The 26,834-nt window shown below is 44.1% G+C and carries 17 protein-coding genes; 12 read left to right on the top strand and 5 right to left on the bottom strand.

The window, feature by feature from the left end; genetic code table 11:
• The first annotated feature begins 414 nt into the window (after positions 1–414).
• The 7 genes from IEE83_RS17940 to IEE83_RS17910 all read left to right on the top strand — a co-directional run bounded on the left by IEE83_RS17940 (position 415) and on the right by IEE83_RS17910 (position 12,614).
• On the top strand, positions 415–1,620 hold the full coding sequence (locus IEE83_RS17940) for a n-acyl-d-glucosamine 2-epimerase (protein WP_194121899.1): 1,206 nt from the start codon (positions 415–417) through the stop codon (positions 1,618–1,620).
• 1 nt (position 1,621) lies between these two features.
• On the top strand, positions 1,622–2,872 hold the full coding sequence (locus IEE83_RS17935; protein WP_194121898.1) for a sugar MFS transporter: 1,251 nt from the start codon (positions 1,622–1,624) through the stop codon (positions 2,870–2,872).
• A complete protein-coding gene (locus IEE83_RS17930; protein ID WP_194121897.1) occupies positions 2,869–4,473 on the top strand; it encodes a DUF4127 family protein in 1,605 nt (534 codons plus the stop codon). Before IEE83_RS17935 ends, IEE83_RS17930 begins: the two co-directional genes overlap by 4 nt.
• Positions 4,474–4,593: 120 nt before the next feature.
• Positions 4,594–7,674: a SusC/RagA family TonB-linked outer membrane protein gene (locus tag IEE83_RS17925; protein WP_194121896.1), complete on the top strand. Its 3,081-nt coding sequence runs from the start codon at positions 4,594–4,596 to the stop codon at positions 7,672–7,674.
• 4 nt (positions 7,675–7,678) lie between these two features.
• Positions 7,679–9,373, top strand: coding sequence for a RagB/SusD family nutrient uptake outer membrane protein (locus tag IEE83_RS17920; RefSeq protein ID WP_194121895.1), 1,695 nt, complete (start codon positions 7,679–7,681; stop codon positions 9,371–9,373).
• A gap of 154 nt (positions 9,374–9,527) precedes the next feature.
• Positions 9,528–11,240, top strand: a complete 1,713-nt coding sequence (locus IEE83_RS17915) for an FAD-dependent oxidoreductase (RefSeq protein ID WP_194121894.1) — start codon at positions 9,528–9,530, stop codon at positions 11,238–11,240.
• Positions 11,241–11,405: 165 nt separating this feature from the next.
• Positions 11,406–12,614 (top strand): ROK family transcriptional regulator, encoded by a 1,209-nt coding sequence (locus IEE83_RS17910; protein ID WP_194121893.1) that lies wholly within the window; start codon positions 11,406–11,408, stop codon positions 12,612–12,614.
• A gap of 310 nt (positions 12,615–12,924) precedes the next feature.
• On the opposite strand, the gene IEE83_RS17905 is transcribed toward IEE83_RS17910, so the two are convergent.
• The 5 genes from IEE83_RS17905 to IEE83_RS17885 form a co-directional block, all read right to left on the bottom strand.
• Positions 12,925–15,327 carry a S41 family peptidase gene (locus IEE83_RS17905; RefSeq protein WP_194121892.1) on the bottom strand — a complete coding sequence of 801 codons (2,403 nt, stop codon included), beginning with the start codon at positions 15,325–15,327 and terminating at the stop codon, positions 12,925–12,927.
• 93 nt (positions 15,328–15,420) lie between these two features.
• Positions 15,421–15,927 (bottom strand): DUF4252 domain-containing protein, encoded by a 507-nt coding sequence (locus tag IEE83_RS17900; protein WP_194121891.1) that lies wholly within the window; start codon positions 15,925–15,927, stop codon positions 15,421–15,423.
• A gap of 5 nt (positions 15,928–15,932) precedes the next feature.
• Positions 15,933–16,379 (bottom strand): PG0215 family putative anti-sigma factor, encoded by a 447-nt coding sequence (locus IEE83_RS17895; protein WP_194121890.1) that lies wholly within the window; start codon positions 16,377–16,379, stop codon positions 15,933–15,935.
• Entirely contained in the window at positions 16,366–16,860 is a 495-nt protein-coding gene (locus IEE83_RS17890; protein ID WP_194121889.1) for a GFO_1088 family ECF-type sigma factor, read from the bottom strand. The genes IEE83_RS17895 and IEE83_RS17890 overlap by 14 nt, the downstream gene beginning before the upstream one ends.
• A gap of 618 nt (positions 16,861–17,478) precedes the next feature.
• Entirely contained in the window at positions 17,479–17,904 is a 426-nt protein-coding gene (locus tag IEE83_RS17885; protein ID WP_228101857.1) for a VOC family protein, read from the bottom strand.
• Positions 17,905–18,446: 542 nt separating this feature from the next.
• Here IEE83_RS17885 and IEE83_RS17880 point away from each other — a divergent pair.
• The 5 genes from IEE83_RS17880 (at position 18,447) to IEE83_RS17860 (ending at position 26,823) form a co-directional block, all read left to right on the top strand.
• Positions 18,447–18,737: a hypothetical protein gene (locus tag IEE83_RS17880; protein WP_194121888.1), complete on the top strand. Its 291-nt coding sequence runs from the start codon at positions 18,447–18,449 to the stop codon at positions 18,735–18,737.
• Complete coding sequence (locus IEE83_RS17875) at positions 18,718–19,059, top strand: hypothetical protein (RefSeq protein ID WP_194121887.1); 342 nt, start codon at positions 18,718–18,720, stop codon at positions 19,057–19,059. Before IEE83_RS17880 ends, IEE83_RS17875 begins: the two co-directional genes overlap by 20 nt.
• 418 nt (positions 19,060–19,477) lie before the next feature.
• Positions 19,478–22,711: a TonB-dependent receptor gene (locus tag IEE83_RS17870; protein ID WP_194121886.1), complete on the top strand. Its 3,234-nt coding sequence runs from the start codon at positions 19,478–19,480 to the stop codon at positions 22,709–22,711.
• A gap of 229 nt (positions 22,712–22,940) precedes the next feature.
• The gene (locus tag IEE83_RS17865; RefSeq protein WP_194121885.1) at positions 22,941–23,666 is read left to right on the top strand and encodes a hypothetical protein; all 726 of its coding nucleotides are present in this window, start codon (positions 22,941–22,943) and stop codon (positions 23,664–23,666) included.
• A gap of 340 nt (positions 23,667–24,006) precedes the next feature.
• Positions 24,007–26,823 carry a TonB-dependent receptor gene (locus IEE83_RS17860; RefSeq protein ID WP_194121884.1) on the top strand — a complete coding sequence of 939 codons (2,817 nt, stop codon included), beginning with the start codon at positions 24,007–24,009 and terminating at the stop codon, positions 26,821–26,823.
• Positions 26,824–26,834 lie beyond the last annotated feature (11 nt).

The following is a 26,834-nucleotide window of genomic DNA, read 5'->3' as shown; positions in this document are numbered from 1 at the left end:
AACTTTTTCTAACGTTCTTGATTTATGCCAGTTATCTGTTGATCGAGAAGTCGAGATGGGTAAAAGTATTGGACTTATGTTTTTACAGGGGATTTATATAGCTCGGCGGATTATATAGGTAAATGGACATTGTTATATGATTTAACCTGATTTTGTAATAATGTAATAGACCCCATTTGATTAAATAATAAAATATTTTCTTCGGATTTTTCTTGCTTACTTAATAATAATAATGTTATTTTGGAATCAACAAAATATTATAAATAATTAAGTAGGGTTTCGGAAACTAAATGGCGGGTATTATCTGATGCTATTCTCGAAGACTGTATGTATAATGTAGCGTTCTGGCATTAATGGAATTGTAGGTATTGATTCCCTGGAACCGTACCCCCGGATTTTAACGACATAAAATAAATGGAGCAAAACTCAATACAGTTTGAAAAGTACCTGACTTTGTATAGATCTACCTTGCTGGATGATGTCATACCCTTTTGGCTTGATCATTCGGCAGATGCTGAATTTGGAGGTTATTTTACTTGCCTGGATAGAATTGGGCAGGTTTTTGATACAGATAAATTCGTCTGGCTGCAGTGCCGGCAGGTTTGGTGTTTTTCCATGCTTTATAATAAAGTTGAGCAAAAGCAGCAGTGGCTGGACTTCGCCTTACAAGGCGCTGAATTCCTTGAAAAACATGGAAGTGACAGTGAAGGAAACTGGTATTTTTCTTTGGACAGAAAGGGGGCTCCGCTCACACAGCCGCACAATATATTTTCTGACTGTTTCGCCTCGATGGCTTTTGGCCAGCTTTATAAAGCAACCAAGAATGAAAGGCACGCAAAAATCGCTGTTGATACTTTCCATAATATTTTGGCAAAAAAAGAGAATCCAAAAGGACAGTATGACAAAAGTTTTCCGGGAACCAGGCCATTGAAAGGCTTTGCACTTCCGATGATCCTTTGTAACCTTGTTTTGGAAATCGAACATCTTTTGCCGGCTGATCTGGTTGAAAGTACGATTCAGAATGGAATTGAAACGATTCTTGGTAAGTTTTACCGCCCTGATCTGGGAATTATCCTTGAAAATGTCACGCCCGATGGAGCATTTTCAGACTCTTTCGAAGGCAGGCTGGTTAATCCAGGGCATGGCATTGAAGCGATGTGGTTTTTGATGGACCTGGCTGAGCGGGCAAAAGATAAGGCACTGGCACAAAAAGCCATGGAGATTACGCTGAATATTCTTGAATACGGATGGGATAAAAAGCACGGCGGTGTATTTTATTTTATGGACGCGAAAGGACTGCCGCCACAGCAGCTTGAATGGGATCAAAAGCTCTGGTGGGTACACGTCGAGACGCTGATCAGTCTTTTGAAAGGTTATCAGCATACCGGAGATCACAGATGCTGGGACTGGTTTGAAAAAGTGCATCAGTATACCTGGCAGCATTTTGCTGATCCGGAATTTGGCGAATGGTACGGATATCTCAACAGGCAGGGGGAAGTATTGCTACCTTTGAAGGGTGGAAAATGGAAAGGATGTTTTCATGTGCCGCGCGGATTGTATCAGTGCTGGAAAGCGCTGGAAGTAATTATGGAAAAGAAATCGGAAATTCAATACCAATAACATGGCAGCAATCCCTGCAAATTCGGTTTCTGTGGATGAGCCCCTGGGGGATCAGAAGCAAAATTATACGCCCGCTTTGATTACGCTGGCGGTACTTTATTTTATGATGGGTTTTATTACCTGTTTGAACGATACGCTGGTGCCTTTTTTCAAAAAGGGGTTCACACTAACCTATTCACATTCCTCGTTGGTGCAATTTTACTTTTTTCTTACTTATGGAGTTGCATCGATACCCGCTGGTAAGGTCGTTGAAAAGGTAGGATATAAAAAGGGGATGGTGCTTGGCTTTTCGATCGCTGCCTTTGGCGCGCTTCTTTTTTTTCCTGCTTCCGTTGCGCATCAGTATGCCCTGTTTTTGGCTGCCTTGTTTATTGTAGCCATCGGAATTGTTCTCTTGCAGGTGGCGGCCAATCCATATATCACGATTTTAGGGCCGGCAAAAACAGCTTCGTCCCGACTTACCCTGATACAGGGCGTCGGCTCGATCGGAACGACGACTGCACCGCTTTTTGGAGCATACTATATTTTGGCCCCGCTGCAAAATTCAGCCGCATCCAGTGACGCAGTGAAGTATCCCTATCTTGGTATTGCGGCGGTTTTGATCTTTATAGCACTGATAGTTAGTAGATTATCACTTCCTGTTTTAAAAGCAGGCGAGCAGACCGGGCAGCAGCCGGAAAAATCTTCGGCAGGCATTTTTGCCTTCCGTAATCTGAATTTGGGTATCATCGGTCTTTTTGTTTATGTGGGTGCAGAAGTTTCTATCGGTACTTTTCTTACCAATTACATCGCCGATTTATTGAAGATAACTGAAAGTGCGGCCAATACCTACGTTGCTTTTTACTGGGGAGGCATGCTTGTAGGGCGGCTGATCGGATCAGTTTTACTTAAATCCATAAAAGCGTCGCGGGTTTTGAGCGTCTGCGCTGCGGCTTCCATTCTTTTAATTTTGATTTCTGTAAATTCCATAGGAGCTCTTGCCGTATGGAGTATGGTCGCAGTGGGCCTTTGCAATTCGATCATGTTCGCGATTATTTTTTCACTTGCCGTTAACGGGCTCGGAAAATATACCACCGAGGCATCGGGTCTTCTGTCGACCGCCATTGCTGGCGGGGCTATCATCTCCTTTTGTCAGGGCCTTTTGATTGACAATTCAAGCTGGCAAATTGCATTTATGCTGCCGCTGGTCAGTTATGCCTACATCCTTTTCTATGGCCTGCATGGCTACAAGTCAAAATTTAGCACGCTATGAAAAAGTATATTTTCCTGACGTTTATACTACTCAGTTCCGCCGTAATTGTCCTTGCGCAGAAACAGTCAGCGTCGCGGCCAAAGATCTTATTTATACCGCTTGACAGCCGTCCACCCTGTCTTAAAATGACAGAAAAGATGGGACTGATCGCGGATGCCCAGCTCGTTTCCCCGCCAGCTGCGCTGCTTGGGGATTTTCAACAGCCAGGTCTGTCTGAAAAAATCAATGCCTGGATCATGTCTCAGGATTTGAAATCCTATGATGCGGCTATTATTGTTCTGGATATGATCGCCTACGGAGGCCTGGTTGCATCCCGCAAGTTTATGTGCGATTCTACGGTTGCAATCGCCCGCATAAATGTCTTGAAACAGATCAGAAGCAAGGCGCCAAAATTGAAAATTTATGGTCAGAATGTGATTATGCGACTGGCGCCAAGTGCGGATGGAAAAAATGAAGCTTACAGAGAGAAACTGGCAACCTGGGCTAAAATCTCGCCGGATAAAGATGAAAAAACCAAAGCCCAGGTTTTAAAACTTGAAGAAGATATTCCCGTTGCGGTGCTGGCCGATTACAAACTTGCCAGGGCACGTAATTATAGTATCAATCTGAAAGCCATCGATTTTGTCAAAACAGGTCTGGTTGATTATCTGATCCTTTCACAGGATGATGCATCACCCAAAGGTGTTCATTTGGTCGACAGAGAGAACCTGATCGGACGGCGTGACCAGCTGCATCTGACGGAAAAAATCGCTATTCAGCCGGGAGCAGATGAGGTTTCGATGCTGCTTTTGGCAAGGGTACTAAACAGACACTTTGATTTCACACCGAAAATCAAGGCCGTGTATTCTTCGCAGAAATTAAAGAATTCGGTCATGCCGTTCGAAGACAGAATGCTTTTTGAAACGGTCAGCCATCATATTAGAGCGGCAGGCTCTGTGGAAGTGCAAAATGAAAACCAGGCCGATATTTTATTTTATGTTTATCCTTCCCGTCATGAAAGCGACGTAGCTGAAAGTTTTGCCGAGCAGATCGAAAGGGAAGTTAATGCAGGCAAAAGAGTTATCGTAGCTGATATTGATCCTGTCGGAAATGTGCAGGGTGGTGACTCGGTTTTTACAAATGCTTTGGAAAAGCGGCAAGTTTTTTCCAGGCTTTATGGATATGCGTCCTGGAATACAGCTGGTAATACCATCGGAACAGCTTTACCGCACGGGGTCGTTTTTGATCTTGCGGTTTCAAAATTGTCAAAAAATAAAGCCGCCAGCCAGCGAATGAGAACTGCCCAAAACTGGTTTATGATCAACCGTGTTATGGACGATTATTATTATCATAATCTGGTCCGGGCCAAAGCGAATACCTATTTGTCGGGCAAAAAATTACCAAGTGCGTCCCTGATGAACACTGAGGATAATAAGCGCATCGAAGTGTATTGTCTTTCTTTACTGCAAAGTTATCTGAATGATTTTTTGAAAAGTTACCTGGCAATAAATGAAAATGAGAAGGGCGGTATAGACTGTCAGAAGCCAACGGGCCTGACTTTCACATTACCCTGGAACCGCACTTTCGAGGCAGATATTGATTTTAAGCTGACATGCCGTTAAACGACTAAAACCTGAATATTCCTAAATCCAAATAAATTTTAGTACCCAATGCCGATTGCCTTTCCGGTTTTTTAACCGGCCGGGAAAACTATGTCCAATTAAACCCCCAAACCTTAACCAATGCAAAATTTTACAAGTAAAAAACGGCGCATGAGCTGGTGGCTCTGTGTGCTCTTTATGATTTGTCAGCACTGTTATGTGGCTGCACAAAATCAGGATCTGCGTGGACAAGTGACAGAAATTACCGGAGCAACGCTTCCCGGTGTGACAGTCATGATCAAAGGAACCTCGAGTGGAACAACGACGGATGCGGAAGGAAATTACAAACTTTCTTTAACCCAGAATTCGGGGATGGCTGTGTTTTCCTTTATGGGAATGGTAACCCAGGAAATTGCTTTCAGCGGTCCGGGACAGATTGATGTAACGCTTGCCACAGATAGCAAAACGCTGAATGAGCTTGTTGTGGTAGGGTACGGGACACAGAAAAAGGTCAATTTAACCGGTGCTGTTTCTGTCATAGATGGTGCAAAATTGACCAGCAGACAGGTTGCATCTACCTCGCTGGCCTTACAGGGTGCAGCACCCGGTGTGACCATCACCCAGCAGTCAGGTGTTCCCGGTGGGGATGCGGGTACAATACGTATACGGGGTATAGGTTCAATCAATGCCGGGCAGAATCCGCTTGTGCTGATCGATAATGTCGAGATGAACCTAGACGCGATTGACCCAAATAATATTGAAAGCATCTCTGTTCTGAAAGACGCAGCGGCGGCAGCTGTTTACGGTTCCCGTGCTGCAAACGGTGTGATTCTGATCACCAGTAAGCGAGGAGCAACTGGCATTAATGTCAGCTATAATGCCTATGTATCCAATCAGAGCCCAACTGACCTGCCGGAAAAGGTAAACGCGCTGGAGCATATGAAATACTGGGATATTGCCCAGACAAACAGCGGTCTGCCGGCTGCTTTTACCAGCCAGATTGCAGCTTATGAAAAGAACGGACCGGATAATTTTTCACTATTTAATACAGATTGGAAAAAACTGGTACTGACCGGAAACGGCATGATGCAAAATCACAATCTGACTATTGCCGGTGGCACTGACCGTATCAAGGTTTTTGGTTCCGGAAGTTTTCTGGACCAGAATGGCCTCACAGCAAACACCAATTTTAAAAGGGCTGATTTTCGTTTCAATACCGATATTGCCATATCTAAAAAACTTTCCGCTTCCATGGACTTGGTTCTGAACCGGACGAACCGTTTATGGCCTGGGCAATCTTCTCCGCAGGCCATCATCCGTCAGATGCTTGGTTTGCCTGCTACAACGCCTGGCCGTTATGACAGCGGCGAATGGGGAGAAGGCTGGTCGAATGCCAACCCGGCTGCTCAGGCCGAAGATGGGGGTTTTGCCAAAAGCATTACCAACTCGCGGATCATCAAAGGGACGCTGACTTACAAACCGTTAGATGGGCTGGAGCTGCTTGCCACATACAGTTCTAACTATTATACAACGCACGGACGAACATTTACAGATCAATATAAAATCTATAACGCGGATCCAAGTACCAAAACCCTGGTTTTAGCCCGTCCCTGGCCAGCGCTGAATTCTTTGAGCGACAATAATTCTGAGAATACCCAGAACCTTTTCCGCGCCCAGGCGACTTACAACAAAGCTTTTGGAAAACACAATTTTTCAGTACTGGGCGGGTTTAGCACAGAGGATTTCAGTACTTCCAATGTAAATACGTTCCGCCAAAACCTTTTATCGCCAGACCGCCCTTACCTAGACAGCGGAGACCCGCTGGGGCAGACCATCAGCGGAGGTGCCAGCAAATATTCAATGGTTTCTGCGTATGGCCGGATCAATTATAACTACAACGAAAAGTATCTTCTGGAAGTAAATGGCCGCATGGATGCTTCCTCGCGATTCAGACAGGAAAACTGGTGGAAATTATTTCCCTCCGTTTCGGCAGGGTGGAGAATGTCACAGGAAAAGTTCTGGTCTGGCCTTACCAGTATCGTCGGTGATGCCAAGCTGCGCGCTTCCTACGGAACACTTGGGAATCAGAACCTGATCAGAAGTGACGTTCAGGATTATTATCCGAGTTATTCAACCTTTTATTCGGGTACAGCCTACAATTATTATTTTAACAATGTGGTCAATGCAGGTTATGCACTTACTTCTGCGGCCAATCCGAATATCAAATGGGAATCTTCTAAAATTCTTGATATCGGTGCGGATTTTGGCCTGCTGGCAAACAGGCTGACCGTCACGGCAGATTACTTCCAGCGGGATATCAGCGATATGCTTCAACTTGTTCCGATTCCTTCCTACGTAGGACTTGCTTCTCCTTTTGTGAATGTGGGATCAATGCGTAACAAAGGCTGGGAGCTGGCACTTGGCTGGAAGGACAAAATCAGCGATTTTAACTACCAGGTAAGCTTCAATATTTCGGATGTAAAAAACAGCGTGCTTAAAAATGGTGGCACGCCGATCATTAATGGCGCAACGATCCAGCAGGAAGGTTATGCGCTGGATTCCTACTACGGATATCAGGCGATGGGTCTTTTCCAATCGGATGAGGAAGTAAAAAATGCACCTTTCCAATATGGAAATACGGCTGCCGGTGATATCAGGTACAAAGATATCAGTGGTCCGAATGGTGTGCCCGACAACAAAATTGATAGTTACGACCGCACGATTCTGGGCAATTACTTCCCGCGGTATGAGTACAGTTTCAATCTGGCCGCCCAGTATAAGGGATTTGATGTGACAGCATTTTTTCAGGGTGTTGGTAAAAAAGATAATTATCTTTCCGGAACCGGATCCCAGCCTTTTTATTCTTCCGATTTTCAAGGGTCAATGTTCAAATACCAGGAAGATTTCTGGTCTCCTGAAAACAAAGGTGCTGCTTATCCACGTCTGACTGCCAATAGTATTCCAAATAATTACGTGACCTCATCTTACTGGGTACGTTCTGCCTCTTATCTGCGCATTAAAAACCTGGTGCTTGGCTATACAGTGCCGAAATTATTGACTGAAAAGGTGAAGATCAAATCGGCGCGCATCTTTCTGAGCGGACAGAATCTTGTAACCTGGACAAAGTTTTTTCCGGGCTTCGATCCCGAACAACGCGATACAGGCGGGCAGTTTTACCCGATCATGAAATCATACACAGTTGGTATCAACATCAAGTTTTAAGCACATGAAAAATAAACTTCTATACAGTATCGGCCTTTGCCTTTCATTGCAACTATTTTCTGCCTGCAAGGATTACCTCGAACAGGCGCCGCTGGCTGCGCCGGCAACCGGACAGTTTTTCAATAACCAGACCGAAATGAATGCAGCCCTGACAGCCGTTTACAAATCGGCTTACTGGAATACCGGCACTACGCCTTACCAGTCTATCATGGATGGCTGGACGGACATCGCGCTGCTTCGCGCACCGGACATGGGCGAGGGGAACTTTGATGTTTTCAATGCCAATGTTAAATCCATCTGGACTTTGGCATACACAACCATCCAGCGTGCCAATACAATGATCGAGGGTATGGAAACAGGAAAGGCCAATGTACAGGCTGCTGCTTATAACCGCCTTCAGGCCGAGGAGAGAGGGCTCAGGGCATTTGCGTATTTCTTTCTAGTTAACATGTACGGAGATGTCCCTTTGATTACAAAACCACTGCTGCCGGCTGAATTTTATACACAGCTGCGCTCATCAAAAGCCGATGTGATCAAGTTTATGAATGAGGATCTGGATGCGGCGGCGCAGGTTCTTGACTGGGCACCGGCAGACCGTGGTCGTATGTCAAAGGCGGTTGTTCTGGGCATTAAGGCGCGTACTGCTTTTTACAGTAAAGATTATAAAACAGCAGCCCAGGTTAGCAAGCAGATCATCGACGGGGCAGGACTTGGACTGAACCCCAAATTCCAGGATCTTTTTACCAAAGCGGGACAAGCGCCCAATGCGGGAAAAGAGATCATGTTTGAGATTTTATATACAGATGCAGATGCCAATTCGATCACATATCTGCCTTTGGGAAGTATTTCAAGAACCGCGGGCGGGCAGTCGGGCCGCTTTCCGCAGCAGCGTCTGGTTGATATGTTCGAAGCAAAAGATGGAAAGCGCATTGACGAATCCAAAGTGTATGACCCGAAAAATCCACGTTTGAACCGCGATATGCGTTTAAAATATACGGTCGCAATTCCTGGCGACACAGTCACGATGAATCAGGTCACATTCGTATATGATATCTATAAAAATACTACTTCGGTAAAAAATGCTGACGGGACATGGAGTACCAAAGCAAATGCTGATTTTGATAACGCTTACGGTCCGTCAAAAAGCGGTGTGGGACTTTTGCATGCAAAATACACGCTGACCGCAGAAAATGCTTTTGCTGCAAGGGTGAATTTTATACTGATGCGCTATGCGGAAGTTCTGCTCACTTATGCAGAATCAAAAATTGAACTTAATGAAATCGATGCATCGGTGATCAGCGCCATTAATCTGGTAAGAAAACGCGCCGGGCAGCCAGAGGTTGAAGCATCTGTTCAAAATGATCAAAACAAACTCCGGCAGCTTGTGCGCCGGGAGCGTACCGTGGAGCTCGCCATGGAAGGATTCCGCTGGTTTGATATCCGTCGCTGGGATATTGCGTCGGTTGTTATGCCTCAAAAGATTGTAGGGATTGCCAAGGATCCGGGCGCCGGAGCGGCGAGTCCGGATTTTAAAACGACTGCATTAAACGATCTGAACAATATTCCGGTTTATTCGGACAGTGAAGGTGCCAGAATGCTTCGAGAGATCCGGTTCTGGTATCCCAAATTAAATCTTCTGCCTGTTCCGCAGTCGGAACGGGACATTAATCCAAAGCTGACCCAAAATCCGGAATGGTGATCATACGAAGGTTTTACAGAGAGTCACAGAATTAAAAAAGAGAAGTGTAGCGTTTTAATTTGTCATAATGAAAAACTCGGTTTCTCCCTTTTAACGCTATGGCCCTCTGTGAAACCTAAATTAATTCCAGGCAAGCTTTCATTACATTTGAATTATGAATCGTAGAAATTTCATTGAAAATATTACTTTGACCGGTACGGCCATCGCTGCAGCTACCGGTTTTGCTTCAGCCCAGCCGCAGGTAGAAGGAATGAAAAGTACCGCTCAAAAAACGGATATTCAAGCCGATGTGGTCATCGCAGGTGGCGGGCTCGGCGGCTGCGCTTGCGCTTTTGCGGCGCTGCGAAATGGCCTGTCGGTGATTATGACCGAGCAGACAGACTGGATTGGCGGCCAGCTAAGTCAGCAAGGCGTACCACCTGATGAGCACGACTGGATCGAGACGCACGGCGCCACCGGGCTTTACCGCGATTTCAGAAATGCAATTCGTCAGTATTATATCCGTAATTATCCTTTGACAGAATCTGCCAAGACGCGTAAAAACCTGAATCCGGGTGATGGTTCAGTTTCCAAACTTTGTCATGAGCCCCGTGTGGCGGTCGCTGTTTTGCAGGAAATGTTTGCACCTTATATAAGTGCGGGAAAACTTACCCTGCTTCTTGAACATAAGATAAAAGCGGCAGTTGTGGATGGCAATCAGGTCAGGGCGCTTAATGCCATTGATTTAAAAACCAGCAGTGAATTTGTATTGACTGCACCATATTTTGTCGATGCTACCGAGATGGGTGAGCTTTTACCGATGACAGGGACGGAATTTGTTACCGGGGCGGAATCAAAAAGTGAAACCCAGGAGCTTCACGCGCCTGAAAAGGCAAATCCTAATAACAACCAGGCCTTCACAGTGTGCTTTGCGATCGATTACGTTCCGGGAGAAAATCATGTGATTGAAAAGCCCAGGGATTATGATTTCTGGAGAAACTTTGCGCCTAAAATGACCAAACCCTGGTCGGGAAAACTGCTTGATCTGTCCTATTCCAATCCCAAAACACTTGAACCCAAGCTGCTTGGTTTCCATCCCGAAGGCATTATGATGGGACAAACGCTGAACCTTTGGAATTACAGAAGGATCATAAATAAGCAAAATTTTAAAAGCGGATTTTATCGGGGAGACATTACGATCGTAAACTGGCCGCAGAATGACTATTTCCTGGGTAATCTGATCGGTGCCAGCGAAAAGGATTTTAAAAAACACTTTGAAGCAGGCAAGCAGCTTAGTCTATCACTTTTATACTGGCTGCAAACCCAGGCGCCGCGTCCGGATGGAGGAAAGGGTTGGCCGGGAATCCGTTTGAGAAAGGACATCATGGGAACGCAGGACGGAATGGCAAAATATCCCTATATTCGCGAATCCAGAAGAATCAAAGCCGTTTTTACTGTAAAAGAAGAGCATGTTGGCGCTGAGAACCGGGCGCTGATTACTGGAAAAAAGGACAATGCCGCCGCTGAATTCTATGATAGTGTCGGTGTGGGGTACTATCATATTGATCTGCACCCAAGTACGGAAGCAGATAATTATATCGACTTTGGCTCACTTCCTTTTCAGATTCCGCTGGGCGCTCTTTTGCCAAGAAGAATGGAGAACATTCTACCGGCGAATAAAAACATCGGAACGACACATATTACCAATGGATGTTACAGGTTGCATCCGGTTGAGTGGAGCATTGGAGAATCTGTTGGAATGCTGATCAAATATTCGCTGGAAAAAAAAATGATCCCTAAAGCCGTGCGTGAAAAGGAAAGTGCATTAAAGGAATTCCAATCTTTCATCCGTACACAGGGCATTGAAACGCAGTGGCCAAAAAACTGAAAATAGACCCAAGTGATTTTAAAATTAATTAAGTGATGATACTTTCGCTCTACTTACTAAAATAATTTGTGGAAATGACTTTCCGTTTTGCTATTTCGGCGCTTGAAATACAAATAGTATAAATGAAAGTAAGTAAGTTTGAAAGAAAGTATCAGTTTGAAATATATGAGTCGCACGATTCGGTTAACAGGTGTTGGAGGAAAAAAGGGAGATCCCAAAAAAATAATTCTTGGTTACTTTGCCAATCATGGAAATACCACGATTCCGGACCTGAGTAAAGATCTGGATGTAAGCGTTCCAAAGGTAACTTCGCTGGTAGGGGAGCTGATTCAGGAAGGGCTGATTAAGGATTTTGGAAAGATAGAATCCTCAGGAGGGAGAAAACCAAATTTGTACGGTATTGTGGCTGATTCGGCATTTTTTATAGGTGTGGATGTCAAGCAAAGTCACATCAATATTGGTTTGTCGGATCTTCAAAAGAATCTGGTAAAAGTTTCCGAGAAACTGCAGTACAAACTGGATAATACGCCCGATTCATTGGAAGCACTTTGCGGGTATATCCAGGATTTTATCGCTGAACTTGATGTTGCTCAGGGACGAATTCTTGGTATCGGAATTAATCTTTCGGGAAGAATCAATTATACAACCGGGCATAGTTACAGTTTCTTTCATTTTGACGAAAGTCCGCTGGCAGAAATTATCCAGAGCCGTGTGGGTATTCCTGTATTTTTGGAAAATGATTCCCGGGCCATGGCCTATGGCGAATTTTGTGCTGGTGTTGTACAAGATGAAAAGGATGTGCTTTTTTTGAATCTTGACTATGGAATCGGCGTCGGGATATTGTTCGACGGGCAGCTTTACTATGGAAAATCGGGCTACGCAGGCGAGGTGGGGCATATGCCTGTTTTTGACAACGAGCGGATTTGTCACTGCGGAAAAAAAGGATGTCTTGAAACCGAAGCCTCCGGCTGGGCACTTACCAGAATGTTCCGTGATAAATTAGCCGCAGGCTCATCTTCTGTTTTGACAGCAAAAAAAAATATAGCTCCCGAAGAAATCACGATGGACGATATCATCGAAGCAGCTTTAAATGATGATGTACTGGCGATTGAACTGGTTGCTGCGGTAGGAGAGAGTTTAGGACGTGGTATCGCTGCACTTATCAATATACTGAATCCTGAACTTGTCGTATTGGGCGGAAGCCTTGTCGCAACAGGCGATTACCTATATCTGCCTATCAAAACTGCCTTGAATAAATATTCTTTAAGTCTTGTGAACAATGACTCAGAACTTAAAATGTCAAAACTCGGAGAAAGGGCAGGTATTCTGGGGGCTTGTTTGTTGGTAAGAAACCGGTTGCTTGATATCGGTTGAATAAAGAAGGGAGGCAAGCATTGTAATAAAATGGGCCAAAATCCTTGTGTCGGCAGTTCAATTCTGTCCATCATCAAAAAAAGCAGTGAAGAAGTTAATTCTTGGGTGCTTTTCGTTTAATAAATTATTCGTAAACAAAAAAGATAATTTAAACCCAGAAATTGTTTTGATACTTAATATTAATGTACATAAAATGAGGTGCAAAATTGAGAAATAAACTTCGTTAACTAAATTGGACAACTTGGTATTGTATCAAAGTACATCCGTGATTTGCCATTAAGATCTGTAACGAAACTACAATATAGAAAAGTTACTGGTGCAGATACCTTTTATTTGGTTTTCTATAAAGATCTTTAAGAGTCTCGCTAACTGCTTTACTTAGTATTTCATCATCGCCGTTCAAATAACACTGAAGTGTTCTATTAACGGGTATATCAATCTTTATCCCTAATTTTTGGTTAGGTGTTCCATCGGGATAGTACTCTGCAAAACCGGAAAAGAACGAAAAATATTGCCCAGGAAAATTGATGGTAATGGCCATTCCGTTCGCACCGGCTGTTTGCGTGCCTAACGTAGTGGCACGTGTTACCCCCTGAAGAGCAATGACATTCCATTCTCCCTGGCTCTGAATCCCTTCATCGACCAGTATATAGTATTTTTTATTTTTTAGAAATGTGTTTGAATCGGGCCGAATAATTTCATATTCAACAAGTGATTGATTTTTTGCTAAATCCGGACTTGTAACAAACGGGAATTCGTTATATGCCACCGTATCGGGCTTCAAAGCTATGTAAGATGCCAGTTTGGTGCCAATTTGACTATCACGAGGATAACCTCTTGCATCCAGAATAATTGATTTGCAATCTTTCAGCATATTTGACAAACTATCCAGCTGATGCACATAAAGCCGGTTGATTCGCATATATCCGATACCAGGTGCGAGCATTCGACAAAATGGTTCTTTAAGAGTAAAACGGTTTGTTTTACCTCTCAAATTATAATAATGATCCCTTTTGATTCTGTTAAGCGTAACGTCTTTGATCTGGCCTTTACTGCGAACTGTGACCACGGCAGAACTGCCAGAATTACCATTTGTAAGCCAGGTGAAATAATACTCCCGGTTAAACCCTGATTTATTGGAAGCCAAGATCAGTTTCTCCCATTGCCTTGCCAGCGTTGTTACAGGGACCTTGTCAATGGCGATCAGTTCATCACCCTGCTGAATCTCAGACAAGTTGCGACGCTGCGTTGTATCTTCCAGGATGCTGGTCACAAATACTTTACCATCGACAAGATCCGTCCCAATGGGAAGATTTCCGTCCATCATTCCAACGGGTGATCTGCCACCTGGTTTGTTGATTAATATGCTATGCCCGTCCTGAATAAAGGTGGTCAGCTCCATTAACGCTAAAAAATATAGAGAGTCATTTTCGGCCTTTATAAATTTGGGAATAAAGTGCGAGAGGGCTTTATTCCAATCGTTTGGGATCAGGTTTTTGTTCGGAGAGAAGTAGTAAATGGCATTCCAAAAGTTGAAAAGTCCAAGTAAACGTAATTTCAGGTCAGGTACTTCTTTGGAAGGATAATCAAACTGTGGCTTACGGATATATACTGTATTCTCAACCTGGGTTGAAGCGGAGTGCTTAACGGGGTGACTTAACAGAAACCCAGCTTCTTTCAGGATAAGTTTTTTAGGATCTTCACCTGGTTGAAATCGGATATAGGTATCTGGTTCTGATCCGAGCGTTCCATCCTCGTATATCAGCTCTGATGTTCTGATCTTTACAGTAAGACCATCTGATAACTGCATGTGATGAAAATTCCCGTAAACATAGTCAGGCATTTCTCCCTGAAAGATGAGGCTGCACAAATTTCGATGACGTAAGGCCAGCAGCGCTTTAAGGGTGTTCACATTGACGTACCGGTTAACGATAAAGCAAAATCTTTTTGATTTCAGGGACAGGTCTTGACTGGAGAGAAGATAACTTCCTTCTGATATATTTCTCAGGCCATAGTGAACTTGCAGCATGCCATTTAAATCTCCCATTTTATCCTGTGGCAGTATGTTGATATCATGCGGAAAATCCTCGCGCATGAGTCCCTTGTAATAAAAGCTTCGCACGGTAGGCAATATCAAAGTCCGGTTAATCAACTTTCCAATCAAGGGCTGAACAAATTGGGTGTATTGCTTTAATCCCAAGTTATTGTCGATCGCGGAATTTCTTAAATCAATGATAAAGCAGCGGTTGGAAGGAATTAATTTGGCTGTTAAAACAGAATCCAGCACAAGGCCGTTTTTAAATATATGTTGTGAAGCTGTGATATATATGGATTCGGAATCCAAAGAAGTCAAAGTGAGCCCCTGTTCTGTACCGGAAGAATCAATAGACCGTGCTTTTTTACTACTAACTGCTGAATGGGGGTCATTGAGATTTGAAAGCATGGCTGAGATTGCAGTCTTAAAACCAGATGCACTTGGATCGTCCAGTAATCTGCCAATATTGGAAATTATCAGGCTGTCAGTGGATAGCACGCCTTTTCCAACGGCAGGATGAAAGTAATTGATTACGCCCCATACTCGGCCGAAGTCTGCAATTCTTGCTATTGTAACGGAGTCTGGATTTTGTTTTGCGTCTTGATCTCTGTGTGCATAGGCGCACACCGGTTGTAGCAAAGCCAAAAGGCTAAGCAGCATTTTAAAAATCAATCTCATGGCAATTAGTGGATATATTATAGGAATTGGGATTGTAGAAATACTGGTAAAATGCAGGATTCCAAAAGAAATAGAAGTGCTTTTTAATGGTCCTTATCTTCCCACAGCCAGCAGCCGCACACTTTCCAGATCAATGTCCTCGCCCAGAAAACTGCTGACCAGTAGTTTTTTTTTACCCACTGAGACATTCACGAGTTCGGTAATTTTATTTCCCTTACTGCGCGTGTAGATGATACCGGAAGTTACTCCGTTTAACTCCCAGCGGTAGTATTCTTTATAAGTGCTGCTTTTTTTTATTTCATCGTCCAGCTGGCTGATGACCTTCCTGGAATATTCCGGAGGGCTGTCAAAACTCAGGTATTTGTACGTTTTTACCTGCTTCATAATACGTGCAATGCTTGGGTGTGACCACATCCCGGTTTCATTGGATCTTTTTACCATGGCTTCCCCCATGGTATTTACAGCGTACTTGGGCAAGTCTTCATATTGTTTGAAGTACAGGTCAATAAAGGTTTGACTTTGCTGGGGCTCCACCTTGCCCTGACCGAAGGAGATGTAACTTGTAAATAATATGATGTAAATAAAGATGACCGGCTTCATAGTGCTTAGTTTTCTGTTACTGCATTGTTTGGTAGTTCGGAAGGTTCGTTAAGATGCTGGTATGCCTGATGAAGCGCATTTGACATGGACATCAGGCTTTCTTCGGCAGCCCTGCGCGCCAAAGCCTCAGTCTCGCGCTGGGTATTTAACTTCTGATTATAATCTACTCCCAACCAGCTCAGACCCCAAACCAGGACGGTGACCGCGGCTATTAGCCATACCGGATAACCCAGCATTACAAATTTCCTTTTCTTTTTTTCAATCGTAAAATGAACTTTGTCATGCCCTATGTCCCTAAAATCCTGGATGGCAGCAAACCAGTCCTTGTCTTCTGGGTGAATCTGATACGCTCCCTGCTTTGACAGATAGGCTTTGATCAACTTTTCTTCCGCTAATGTCGTCTCTGCGTTCCAGTATTTTTCAAGCAGTTTTTCCAGCTTATCTTTTTCCATGTACCTTCTCTTTTAAATATTGGCGGGCTCTGAACAAATACACTTTTACCTGTGCTTCTGAAATATCCATGACCTTTGCAATTTCTTTGTATTCCAATTCTTCAATTTCACGAAGGTGAAGAATATCTCGCTGCATCTTTGGCAGCTTACTGGTAAGCCAATTATAGCGCATCATTAGATGATCAGTAGTCATATCTGTTTCCGTCTGACTAGGTTCTGCAAATTCAGGAATGTCTTCCAGCGTACCATACGTTCGACTTTTCTGCACTTTTACATAATTCAAATACTCGTTACGTACCGTGCGCATCGCATATGCCTCAAAATTATCCCAGCTTTCCCACTTATCCCTTGCCTTCCATAACTTGAGGAGTGTATCCTGGAGGATATCTTCAGCATCGGTTACATCTTTTGTAAGCGATAACGCAAAGCGGTAAAGCTTTTGCTGGCTGCTTATAAAAAGATTGTAAAGCCTGGAATTCATAGGGTTTTGTAAGGGAGACAAAACGGATTGGCAAAAAGTTACAATTATTTTTAACGAAGCTTTTGCAATCGAAAACCCTGCGGTAATTTTTTAAACCAAAACCTATTTCCTAGTGAGAAGTGAGATGAAAAATATACGTTTCCAAGCTATACAAGCGGGCATACCCACCTGAGTAATTTGTAGATTTTGATACAAGTATTTAATCATATTTATCTATATTTCTGATCTAGGTGTTAGAAATTGATGATGTAAAGCAATATCAGTTTAAAAGAGATTATAATTGATTCCTATTATGGATCCATGTAGTTTCATGTCAGTTCTAACCCGACCATTGTATCAATCGACTTTGGGAAGCTGACATATACTTTTGTGCCATTTTCGCTTGCATGATCAAGAACAACACAGAGATTGGCAGATCACTACTGAAAACCAAACGAAAAATAATGTCAACGCGCCCCCCTATATTCTTGCTCGAAAAGAAGAGTGCAGACAACATGAAGTTAGGCCGATGTCAGATCCTTCCCGAATCTCAGACGGTCAAAAGTTGAATTTGCGGAGGTTTTCACACATTTATAATTAATAACGTACGAATCATCAGATTTTCAGATGTTCCACTAATTACCCGCCTAGTTGCTGGGCTAAACCGACTAAAATTCCTTCGGCTCCCCGGATGTAACAGAGCCGGTACGAGTTCTCGTACTGAACCACTTCACCAACCAGCTGGGCTCCATGCCTGCAGAGCCTGGATACCATTTCGTCAATATCTTCAACGGCAAACATCACACGCAAATAACCCAGGGAATTCACAGGAGCGACCCTGTGATCTGAGATCGCAGAAGGGGTCAAAAAACGCGAAATTTCAAGCCGGCTGTGACCATCAGGGGTGACCATCATCGCAATCTCTACATGCTGAGCGCCTAGTCCGGTAACTCGGCCAGCCCATTCTCCTTCAATCGTAGCACGCCCTTCAAGTTTAAGACCAATCTCTGTAAAAAAAGAGATCGCTTCATCCAGCGATTCTACAACAATGCCGACATTGTCCATGCGAAGCAGCTTATTTTTTTCCATAGCCTTCTTATTGTTGATTAAAGATGATAAGTTATAATTAAAATGTGGCCAGGTCAAATGTTGGTACCGCTTACCTGGAATTTTGCGGTAGCTTCCCAATTTTTTTAGTGAACATTTTATCTTATCAGCACTTAGTTTTTAGATAAGGTTGAACTAAATACAACATTTAAGCTTTCAGATCGAGCCCGGACCTTTGCGCAATTAACTTTTACAGGTTTTGACAGCAAGGACGATATTACCCTGGATTAATTTTCAAAACCAGGTGACTGTGGACCCTACGCGCTTATTGACACGGCCTTAACGCCACGGCGATCTCTGAGCTTGACCGGCAGGATAGAAAAGCTGAATTTTTTCTTTTTTCTCCGTTTTTTTGCGGCTTTGATTTTAGCGCCACCAGGGCTGCGGCCTATGATCAGAGCGGTATTGCCAATTACGGCTACCGGCCGACCTTCGAATTTGCCGGCGCGCGCACGCTGGGTACGGTCATAGCAATCTCAGGAGCTGCGGTCAATCCAAATATGGGTTACCATTCATCGGCGGCAACCGCTTTTCTTCTGAGTGTTTTTAAAGTAAAACTCGGCTGGTGGATCGGAAATCCGCGCGCAGAAAAATGGAAAAACCCAGAGCCCATTTTTGGTCTTGCCTACCTGGTGTCGGATCCGATTGGAAAATCGGATATGAGCTCCAAATACGTGAGTCTTTCTGACGGAGGGCATTTTGATAACATGGGCCTCTATGAGCTGGTGCGAAGAAGGTGCAGTCTGATTATTCTTTCTGACACTGAGGAAGATGATGATGCCTTATGTTGAAGGGCTTGCCATGGCCGTAAGACGCTGCCGCATTGATTTTGGCGTGGAGATCGAAATCGATACCAGCCCGATTACTCAAAGAAATGCTGCGACCACACTTTGCCTGTCGCATGTGGCAGAGGGTGTGATTAAATATCCGGGCGCTGCGCCTGCCGGAAGACGGATCTATGTTAAGACTTCGCTTAACGGAGATGAGCCGGTCGATATCAGGGAATATAAAATGCAGAACCCGAAGTTTCCACAGCAGCCGACTTGTGATCAGTTTTTTACAGAGGAGCAGTTTGAAAGCTACCGTAAGCTGGGTTATCATAGTCTGGGGTAGGGGACTGCAGCTCCCAGCGCTGTTAAGGACGGATGAACGCTGACCCTTCTTCAAATAGGGACTTTAAATTGATAATAATATGATAACACATAAAAAACGGCTTACCAGCTACTAGTCAATATATTTGGGCCTAGTTTTCAAGCTTCGCTAAATATTAAAAAGCTTATATAATTGGTGTCAGAATTTAAAAAGCCCGGAGGCCATTGGTTCCGGACTTTTTTTTATGCAGCTTATAGCATTTTATGCCCTTTCTTCTGCAAGCATTTTTCTCCGGGGCTATTGAAACAGCTGAGTTTGCCCTGGATAATATTAAGATAATATTTAGGTAACATTGAAACTTCTGATTTAATGTTGCCATAATATTCATTTCCTTCTATAGCGTGACTTTTGCATTATCAAATTAATAGTCACCGAAATAATGAAAATTTTATTTACTACTTTATCACTGTTGCTGTTTTTAGCAACGATTAGCAATGCCCAGATCACCACGAGTGGGATCAGCGGCCTTGTTAATGACTCAAAAAAAGAAAGTTTAATCGGAGCGACGGTTCAGGCTACTTATGTGCCAACCGGAACTAAATATGCAACCGTTACAGATGTGGACGGGCGTTTCCGCATCAACAGCATGAACGCAGGTGGTCCTTACCAGATCATGATCACTTATGTCGGGTTTCAAACCGAAACTATGAACGACATCGTTTTACAGCTTGGTGAAACGACAAACTTAAATGTGGTTTTGAAAGATCAGGGCCAGACGCTGACCGAGGTAACCGTGACAGGTTCACGCGGCGGTGAGCGCGAAGGCACAGGATCAAGCGTCAATGCTGAGCAGATCCGCCGTTTGCCAACGATCTCGCGAAGCCTGACTGATATGACCCGGACTTCCCCCCAGGTCAACAACAACAACTCTTTTGCAGGTACCAACTTCCGTTATAATAACGTGACCGTCGATGGCGCTGTCAATAATGATGCGATCGGATTTAGTCCGTCTTTGGGCGGTTCGACAGGTTCTACCGGCCAGCCCGGATCCAGTACCCGTACCAACCCGATCAGTCTTGATGCGATCCAGGATATCCAGATCGCCGTTGCCCCTTTTGATGTAAGACTGGGTAATTTCCTGGGTGGTTCTGTCAATGCAGTCACACGCAGCGGAACAAACGATGTGACAGGATCGGTTTACGGTTTTGGACGTAATTCAGCGCTTGTTACCAAATGGAACGGTGCTTCTGATGCCAAAGAAAAACTGCCAAGTACTTTCCACGAATACCAGACAGGGGTGCGCGTGGGTCTTCCTTTGATCAAAGACAAACTTTTCTTCTTTACCAATGAAGAGATCACAAACCGCCAGGATCCTGTTCAGTTCCAGGCCGGTACGGCTTCTTCTCTGATCAAGGATGTCGCTGTGGCTCAGCAGATCAGCGATTATGTCAAAACCAATTACGGTCTTGATGCAGGTTCTTTCGGAGATTATTCGATCAACTCAAAAAGTACCAAGTTCTTTAACCGCATCGACTGGAACATCAACAGCAAACACCAGCTTTCGATCCGTAACAATACCGTATTCTCGGAAGCGACCAACCTGGAACGTGATTCACAGAACTTCCGCTTCGGAAGTATTGACTACAAACAGCACAACAACCAGACAAGTACGGTTGCCGAGCTTAAAAGCCAGTTTGGAGGACATTCTTCCAACAGCTTGATCGTTGGTTATTCAGCCATCCATGATTACCGTAACACGCTTTCGAACGTCAGAACTTTCCCTCAGGTGGAAATTGGTTATAACGGCGGAACGATTTTCCTTGGAAATGACCGCGAGGCATCGGTTTTCAACCTGAAACAAAAAACGTTTGAATTGACTGACAACTTTACCTTTTATGTAGGTAAAAACACGTTCACGGTTGGAACGCACAACGAGTTTTACAACATCGATTACGGATTTGTAAACTCGCCCAACGGACGTATCTCTTACAGTTCCTTAAATAACTTTCTGGGCATTGGTACGCCAAACAACAAGTCGCTGCCAAACCGTGTGAGAGGTTCTTATCCCTTCGCTGACCCGACAAACAACCTGGATAGCCAGTTTGATAATCCTTACGCGCAGTTTAAGGTTAATCTTTTGAGCGCTTACATCCAGGATGATATCCAGCTGACAGACAACTTTAAGATCACGCCCGGTATCCGTCTTGATTACTCGGGACTTCCTACCAAACCGACATTGAGCCCGTTGGTATCAGGTGCTGCAACCGATCCTGGCTACGGCGGAACGTATTCTTACACGCCTTTGAACCAGATCAATAACAAATATCTGAACAACGTACAGGTTTCTCCGCGTCTTGGTTTCAAACTGGATATCAAAGGAGATAAAAGCATTATTCTTCGCGGTGGAACGGGATTATTTACAGGCCGTATTCCTTTCGCATGGCTGGGTTACGCGTTCTACAACAACGGTGTAGGGTATGGCGCATATGATTTCAACAACAATGCAACAGCGGCAACCAAACTGGTGGGTGATCCACTGGTGCCAAATGGCGGTGTTTTGATCAACAACAATCCTGCCAACGGAGGCGTAAAACGTACCCAGGTTGATTTAATCGACAACAATTTCAAAATGCCGCAGATGTTCAGAAGCAACCTGGCGGTAGATTATACTTTGGACGGCTACAAGTTTACTGTGGAAGCGTTGTATACAAAAGTGATCCAGGATCTTAAATTCCAGCAGGTTAACACCAAGGATGCGGTGCGTTATTACAGCTATGATACCGATCACCAGCAGCCTATTTATGTGGCGGCAAACGGGTCAGCCGGAGCGCAGCGGATTGATAATAACTTTGCCAATGCCTACATGCTTTCGAACACAAAACAAGGTTACCGTTACAGTTTGACTGGTCAGATCCAGAAGAACTTTTCAACCGGTTTTGGTTTCTCGGCAGCTTATACCTACGGAAAATCATATGATATCACCAACGGTATCAGAAACTCAATGGAATCCAACTGGCAGCTGAACCAGTCGCTGAACCCGAATAATCCGAAGCTGGCCTACTCCAACTTTGATATCAGAAGCCGCATTGTGGGCACGGTGAACTACCGCCATATCTGGAACCCGAAAAATGCAACGACGGTAAGTTTGTTCTATTCCTTCCAGTCAGGAACACCTTTCTCATGGGGATATGTGAACACCACAGTTGACGGAACAGGACAGGCAAACAGCCTGGCTTACATTCCAAAGGATCTTGCAGAAGCACAGAAACTACTTCCGACAGGAACACAGGCAGCTGATTTTATGGCCTTTGTTGATTCAAAATCATATCTGAAAGGTCAGAAAGGAAACTTCACCGAAAGAAACGGTGGCCGCACGCCCTGGAACAACACGATGGACCTTCGTTTTATGCATGAGTTCAAGATCAAAGGACGCAAATCGATCCAGGTTACTTACGACATTCTTAACTTTTTGAATCTGGTTGACAAAAAACTGGGCTACTCGTATTTCTCACCCAATACGTTTAACTCAACCGCTTCCATTGGCTTGACGCGCGCGACAAACCCAACCACAGGCGATCCGACATTTACATGGACAAAACCAGGTGCACCTTACTCGATTGATCCGCTGGGATCACGCTGCCAGATGCAGCTGGGGGCGAGGTATTCGTTTTAATTGAATGACGGATATAAGTTGATTGATATGTACAGAGGTCACCCGTCACACGGGTGACCTCTGGTATTTTTAGTGTGTGAAGCGTTAAACCAGGAGGGTATTCCACCTGGTAATTTTTACATTTTAATAAGGCCGGGGCTGCTGACTGACTTTAAGCAGCCTTGGTGTAGTTGCCATTTTTAAGCACTGTTATTTTAAATCCAGCCCATTACCGTTACAAAAGTAAAGTATGCTTATTTCTGAGAATTCCACACCTTTCGAAAAATCAATCGCAAAAAGAATTGCCAAAGCAGCTGAAATAAGAAGCATCGCAGCGAACAAAACCGGCTATACTTCTCAAACCGATCTGGAATCGGTGCAAATGCTGACCCTGGATTTATCAAGGCTTGCCGGGCTGAATGCGGATTTTTTTACAACCATCAACAGCTATTACCAAACCTCAATGAAACGCAAAGAGCTTTTTCAGGGCAAAGAAAATAGCATAAAACAGACTGCGCTGCTGATTAAAAATACGGTCTTTGAAGATGCAGCTTACTGCCCCAATAAAAGAAAGCAAATCAAACAAATTTATGAGGCTATCAAAGGCCAGAACCCTATTTCTCCGCCTATCGATCTGGCCGTAAAGTCCTCGGATAAAAATGTCGCAGCATTTCTTTCCTCTTACCAGATCTTGATTTCCAGCTTTAAAGCGATGAAAGCTGCCCTTGAAAAATTTGATTATCAGCCAAAATCAGAAGACTGCTCGCTGGCAAACTGCCAGGTACTGCTGCAAAGTGCAGAGCATCTTTCTAATCACATAGAAGCGCTTCTTCAAAAGCTTTTTGCAGCCAATGAGACCCGCACTGAATGTTACCTGATGATCCGCAGGCGCTGTCTGGCCATTCAAAACCGCTTCCGGTTTTTATACGGGTCAGGTGATGCGGATTACAGAAAAATCTGCAAACATAAGCTTTGATCTAATTTAAGGGCGTATTAAAAATAAATTAAGCGGACCGCTTCATATTAGAACAATCTTAAAACAGATTAAAAGCAACATCCAGATGTGCCAACGGGCAGCGCAATGAACATTTACCCATTGAAACGGCGCATTTAAGTTCATTTTAACCCATTTGAGTTGTTTGGCTGAAAGCCAGGGTGTTAATAAGTGGCTTCACTTTCTCTCTTTCTACCTTTGTTAAAATAATGTCAACAGGGTATCTGTAGTGATAACGATATGGTAATATTAAAAACACATTAAAGAAATAAGAGGCCGGTACATTTGTTGTCGAAATCAATCAGTTTCTGACACATTAAGTATGAACTCGAAAATTCTACCACTTCTCTTTTTAATACTCTCGTTCTCTGTTGCTAAAGCCCAGACCGGATCCATCAAAGGAACCATCGTAGATGCCGCCTCAAAGGAAGCCATCATTGGTGCCAGCGTTTTTTTAAAAGGTTCAACACCGCCGGTGGGAGCTGCCACCGATCAGGACGGAAAATTTGATATCACTGGCATTGCCACCGGAAAGCATACGGTTCTTGTCAGTTATATTTCCTATAAAAACAAAGAAATTGAGGTTACCGTTTATCCAAACCAGGCTGTGCTTATCAACGCGACACTGGAAGAAGATGTTGCCAACCTTCAGGAAGTTAAAATTGTCGGTCAGCGCCAAACCTTTACTGATGTATCGGTTATCACCGAAATAAAAAAGGCAGAGCAGATCGCGGTGGGTATTTCTGCCCAGCAGATACAAAAATCCCAGGACCGCGATGCTTCGCAGGTTGTTCGCCGCGTGCCGGGTGTATCGATCCAGGATGACCGTTTTGTGATCATCCGGGGTTTAAATGAGCGCTATAACACGGTGATGCTTAATGATGCGATCACGCCATCTTCGGAAGTCGATGTAAAATCGTTTTCATTTGATTTGATTCCAAGCTCTGCCATTGACCGCATTATGATCTATAAATCGGGTGCTCCTGAGCTTCCGGGTGAATTTGCGGGCGGGGTAATCAAAATTTACACCAAAACCGTCCCAGATGAGAATGGCTTTACGCTTAATTTATCCACTTCCTACCGAAGCGCAACCACATTCCGTGATGCGAAGGATTATAAGGGATCCTCACTGGACTGGCTTGGATTTGGCGCGAAGGACCGCGTTCTTCCATCAAATTTTCCAAAAACCCAGACCATTATCAATGAAAATACGCCGTCGGACAGAACGCTGAACGCTTTTCGTAACCTTACTGACTTTTATAATCTGCAAACCAAGACCATCAAACCGGATCTTCGCTTCTCGGTTGGATTTAACAGAAATATGAATATTGGAGACAGAAAGCTGACCACCTTTAACAACATCAATTATACCCATACAAACCAGTACATGCCAACCGAGCAGTTCCGGTATTTGGCCTATAGTGATAGTACAAAACGTTCTGAGATCCAGCTTAATTACAACGATCAGTTTTTTGGTCAAAACACAAGGCTGGGAGCAATGTCCAACTGGGGATATATTATTAACCCGAATCACAAAATAGAGTTTCGAAATCTTTTTAACCAGCTGACCAACAAGGAAACGACTTTCCGTCAGGGTTACAGCACCGACAATGGCCGGGAAGTGCAGAATTACGCCTTCCGTTATGAATCCAAAAGTATTTATTCAGGCCAGCTCAGCGGAACGCATGATGTATCGGATGCCACCACCATTAAATGGACAGGCGCTTTCGGCTGGACCCACCGTGATGAACCTGATTTTCGCCGCTTTGTTTCAAGCCGTAACATTGGTTCTACTGGTCCCTTCACGATTGAAACATTGCAGGGAAGCGGCGCGAGTCTAACGCGTAATGCACGTTTCTTTTCCAAACTTAATGAGTATTCCAGTTCGTTTAGAGCTGATATAGAGCACCGTATAGACAGGAGCGGTTATGAAGGGGATGAGAAAATGCAGATCAAGCTTCGCGCCGGCGGGATGGCTGAATACAAAGACAGGGTGTTTAGCGCCAGATGGTTTAACCTGAATAATCCCGGGGGCGTCTCCTCAGAAATACTCAACAGCGCGCCGGAGCAGTTCTTTAGCAAATCCAACATTGCCGCTGATAAACTGTATTATGTAGAGCACACCAATACGGATGATAAATACAAGGCCCAGAATTTTCTGGCCGCAGGTTACGTTGGGGCATTTATCCCTTTTTCGGCCAAGTTTAATGCTTCTGTAGGTTTCAGAGGCGAATTCAACCGCCAGAAGCTGCAAAGCCAGGAAAGAGGTTCAGGTGTTAATATCCGTGTGAACAACCCAATTTTCAGGGCCTTGCCTTCGGTTAACCTGGCTTATAATTTTTCAGAGAAATCACTGCTAAGACTGGCATACAGCATTACGCTCAACAGACCGGAATTCCGTGAGCTGGCCCCATTTAACTATTATGACTTTAATTTTGATGTATCACGCGTTGGTAACCCGAACTTAAAAACACCATCGATCCAAAATGTTGATCTGCGCTACGAGTTTTATCCAAAAGAGGGTGAGGTTATTTCGGTTGCCGGTTTTTACAAAGGATTTAAAAATCCGATTGAATCCCGCATCAGATATTCAGGCTCGGGGGTGACCTTTACCGTTGATAACGCGAAAAAAGCCTATGCCTACGGAGCAGAGGTTGAAATCAGAAAGTCTTTGAAAGAAATTACAACGTCAGCATTTATAGATAATTTGACTTTCCTTTTTAACGCCTCTGTCATTAAAAGTGATGTTTCAACAGGTTTTACAGGCCAGGAATCCAACAGACAATTGCAGGGACAGTCTCCTTTCCTGATTAATACCGGTCTGTATTATACGGAGCCCGCAATCGGTCTTCAAATCAATGCACTTTATAATGTGATCGGGAAAAGGATCTTTCTGGTGGGTGACAACGCTGTGCAGCCAACCGTGTATGAAATGCCGCGTAACGTCATTGACCTGAATATCATCAAAGCCATCGGGCGGCGGATGGAGCTGAAAATCGGTGTACAGGATCTTCTCAACCAAAAGTTCCGCTTGATCCAGGACAGCAACCTGGATGGCAAAATAACCAGCGTGGATGAGAGTTATCAGAAATACCGCCGCGGGACCTACTCGACAGTCGGCCTTACCTACAAATTTTAATTTCACCAGTA

It is taken from the genome of Dyadobacter subterraneus (genome assembly GCF_015221875.1).
GTDB classification, from domain to species: Bacteria; Bacteroidota; Bacteroidia; order Cytophagales; family Spirosomataceae; genus Dyadobacter; species Dyadobacter subterraneus.
Note: the sequence above shows the minus strand (reverse complement) of the source record. Positions and strands in the feature narration are given on the sequence as shown.